3 protein-coding genes are annotated in these 3,316 nt (G+C 36.5%); all 3 read right to left on the reverse strand.

From position 1 onward, the window contains the following. Positions 1-7: 7 nt before the first annotated feature. Positions 8-1,297, reverse strand: coding sequence for an ATP-binding protein (locus ACO4PX_RS09385; RefSeq protein WP_485535848.1), 1,290 nt, complete (start codon positions 1,295-1,297; stop codon positions 8-10). A 143-nt stretch (positions 1,298-1,440) separates the two neighbouring features. Continuing rightward, positions 1,441-2,361 carry an ABC transporter permease gene (locus ACO4PX_RS09390; protein WP_485572401.1) on the reverse strand — a complete coding sequence of 307 codons (921 nt, stop codon included), beginning with the start codon at positions 2,359-2,361 and terminating at the stop codon, positions 1,441-1,443. A 1-nt stretch (position 2,362) separates the two neighbouring features. Then, the gene (locus ACO4PX_RS09395) at positions 2,363-3,274 is read right to left on the reverse strand and encodes an ABC transporter ATP-binding protein (protein WP_485572403.1); all 912 of its coding nucleotides are present in this window, start codon (positions 3,272-3,274) and stop codon (positions 2,363-2,365) included. Positions 3,275-3,316 lie beyond the last annotated feature (42 nt).

Raw genomic sequence — 3,316 nt, forward strand, 5'->3', positions numbered from 1 at the left:
CTCCATATCAAAATTCAAGACTATTTTCATTCAACATAAAGTCAAAGAGACCTATAAAAGTAATGCCTGCTTCATTTCTCCAGATAGGTGTATTGCTCCCTGAAATGATAATTTTTTTAAAGGAATCAGGAATATTTAGTAGAGATGCCTGTTCTTGCTCGATTTTTTCTTGATCCCTAAGCGCAAATGCAGACTGTATATAATAACGCCGACTGGCATGATTTACAACGAAGTCGACCTCCAACTTTTTTCTAATTTTTTTACCATTATCATCTTTTCTAACCTCTACCACACCGACATCAACATTAAATCCTCTGTAAATGAGTTCGTTATAGATGGCATTTTCCATAAGATGGGGCTCTTCAAACTGTCGGAAATTAAGTAGCGCATTTCTGAGTCCTAAATCCATATAGTAATATTTGAATGGTGTACTGATATACTTTCTTCCTTTTATATCGTAACGCTCTACCTTGGATACTAAGAAGCTTTCTTCCAAATACTTGAGATAATTTGAGATTGTCGGCATAGATATTGCTTTTTCACCACTACTCTTAAATGTATCCGCAATTTTTTGGGGATTGGATAATGAACCTATAGCTGATGAAATGACTTTCATTAGAGATTCCATCCCTCTTCTATCGAGAATATCATATCTATCACATAAATCACGCATATAAATTTCTCGATGTAATCTGCTTAAATAATTGCTTTTTGCCTCATAATCAGCTTCCGACAAGATATGTGGAAGGCCTCCAAAATATAAGTATTCCTGCCATGCATCCGCCTTTTCCTTTCCGCATGCGGGATAGAACTCGGAAAATGCCAAAGGCGATATACGGATCTCGTCTCCACGTCCTCTGAACTCGGTCATAATATCTGTAGATAAAAACTTAGAATTACTCCCTGTAATATAAACATCCACGTTATTTTTCCTAAGTAGCGAATTCAATACGCCATATAATCGAATTGGCACATCAGGATTTCTCATTTCTTCTTTCGTAATTGCATACTGGGCTTCATCAATGAACACATAATATTGCTGTGTTAAATCTGAAATTCGACTTTTTATATATTCATACAATTTATATGCATCGCAATATTTTTCAAATTCAATATCATCCAATGGGATTCTTATAATATGATTCTCCGTTATCCCTATAGACAGCAAATACTTATAATAAAGCTCAAAAAGTAAATAGGATTTTCCGCTTCGTCGAATGCCTGTAATTACTTTTATTAATCCGTTATTCTTTTTTGCAATCAGTTTGTTAAGATATCTATCTCTTTTAATTTCCATATCTCAGCTCCATTTTAGATTTTAGGTACTTGTACCACTTTTCTAAAGTATGCGTAATAGGAAGGAAATAGTCAAGAGCTCATTTTAGATTTTGGGTACTTGTACCACTTTTCTAAAATGAAAAATATGTTCTTTTCTTACACCTAGTTTTTCTTATAGCTTCCGGAATAAATCATAATTTGCATTACGATACAGAATAGTATTACTCCTAAGATATATTCCAGCATTTTATTCATATCCAAATACCCATTAAACAGTTTGGCTTGAAAGGTAAAGTATTCTTTCAGACTAAGAACAAACATTCCCTGATCCACTCCTTGAAGGCTTGTATTGATATGCTCCAAGAGTCCATTAAGCAGTATATTTCTCAGCATAATCGTTATTTGACTCGCAGGAAATAGGTTGCACACGGTTTGTACTTCATTTGAAAATTGAGAAATAGGAATATAGGCTCCAATCACAAATCCCGAAGCTGCTGATAGTATTCCAAAGAAAGCTTCGCAAGCACTGACAGTTTTGAAAAACAAAACGATAATCATAAATATTGCACTTGCAGAAATAGAGCCAAGTGCAACAATAGAAAAGGCTTTTACAACTTGACTTGCATTCAAATACATATTTCCTTGCATACGAATTCCAATAAGGCCAACAGCTAGGATTATATCGGTCAAAAGTGTTGAAGTAAGCACGGCCGATACAAAATAAGCAAAGATAATCTGTTCCCTTTTCATAGGTGTTGCCAGAATATCATAATCCACTTTATTCGCTCTATCTTTTACGAGTACAGTAATACAACTAAAAGGAACTGAAATCATTGCGGAGCCTAAAATGCCACTCAGTAAAAAAAGATTTGCAAACATATCGATATCCTTTTGGGGAACCATAGAAGCCAGTCCCGGATACTGCTCCATTGCACTTTGTATCGCACTAACAAAGGTGCCTTTCAGGAATAATAAATACAGTACAAGCACAATAATGGATGTCAGTAGAGAGAATAGAATGCTCTGCCAATCCTTGAAAAACAGCAATACGTTTCTCTTGATAAATCCTAAAATCCCCCTCATCTTATACCTCCAGCTTTCTTCCTGTTAAATGTAGGAATACGTCATCCATACTGCCTTTTACAATTTCATAATCTCTAATTTTATTTCGATTTGTATAGAGGAACTCACTGAGATGGAACCCCTCTTTTGATTCCAATGGCACAATGTAGTGATCCGCTTCATAAGAATGCTCTATGCCTTTCAGCACAACTTCATTGTCACTACATTTCTCTGCATACCAAATCAGTTTTGTATTCGTGTATTTCCTTTTTAAAGCCGCCGGTGTGTCCTCCGCTACAATTCTTCCCTTATCCAGGATCACAACCCGATCTGCTTCTCTTACTTCTTCCATATAATGTGTTGTAAGAAATATCGTCATTTGTTTTTCTTTCCGAAGATAATCGATATACTCCCACACCAGTTTTCTGGACATGGGGTCCAGCCCGGTTGTGGGCTCATCCAAAAAGAGAATCTTCGGATTATGTAAAAGCGCTCTGATAATATCCACTCTTCTACGTTGTCCTCCTGATAATTGCTCATATTTTCTATTCCAGATGCTTTCCAATTCGAAAGCCTGCATTAAAGGATGCAAGCGCTCCAAAATTTCTTCTTTGTGCATTCCGTAATAGGAGGCTCTCGTCAGCAGATTTTCTTTTACAGTCAATACGCCGTCCAGCACCGAATTCTGGAAGACAATACCTATTTTCTCTCGAATCTTGTCATCCTCTTCTCCAAGCTTGTGGGAAAAGACTTCTACCTCTCCCTCTGTCTTTTTAAAAATGGTACAGATAATATTGATGGTTGTGGATTTCCCTGCACCATTTTCTCCGAGAAATGCAAAAAACTCCCCCTCTTTCACAGAAAAGGAAATATGATCCACCGCAGTCGTTTTACCATAGTTTTTGCTTAAGTTCTTTACCGTGATTGCATTCATCCGATTCGCTCCTTCTTGGCGCCTCTATAGTTCTTTCTGTAA

The organism is Oribacterium sp. (assembly GCF_057249185.1).

What these genes read in the sequence shown, in the direction of transcription:
- ACO4PX_RS09385 (WP_485535848.1), bottom strand. Translation starts at nt 1,297, where the DNA reads ATGGAAATTAAAAGAGATAGATATCTTAACAAACTGATTGCAAAAAAG.
- ACO4PX_RS09390 (WP_485572401.1), bottom strand. Translation starts at nt 2,361, where the DNA reads ATGAGGGGGATTTTAGGATTTATCAAGAGAAACGTATTGCTGTTTTTC.
- ACO4PX_RS09395 (WP_485572403.1), bottom strand. Translation starts at nt 3,274, where the DNA reads ATGAATGCAATCACGGTAAAGAACTTAAGCAAAAACTATGGTAAAACG.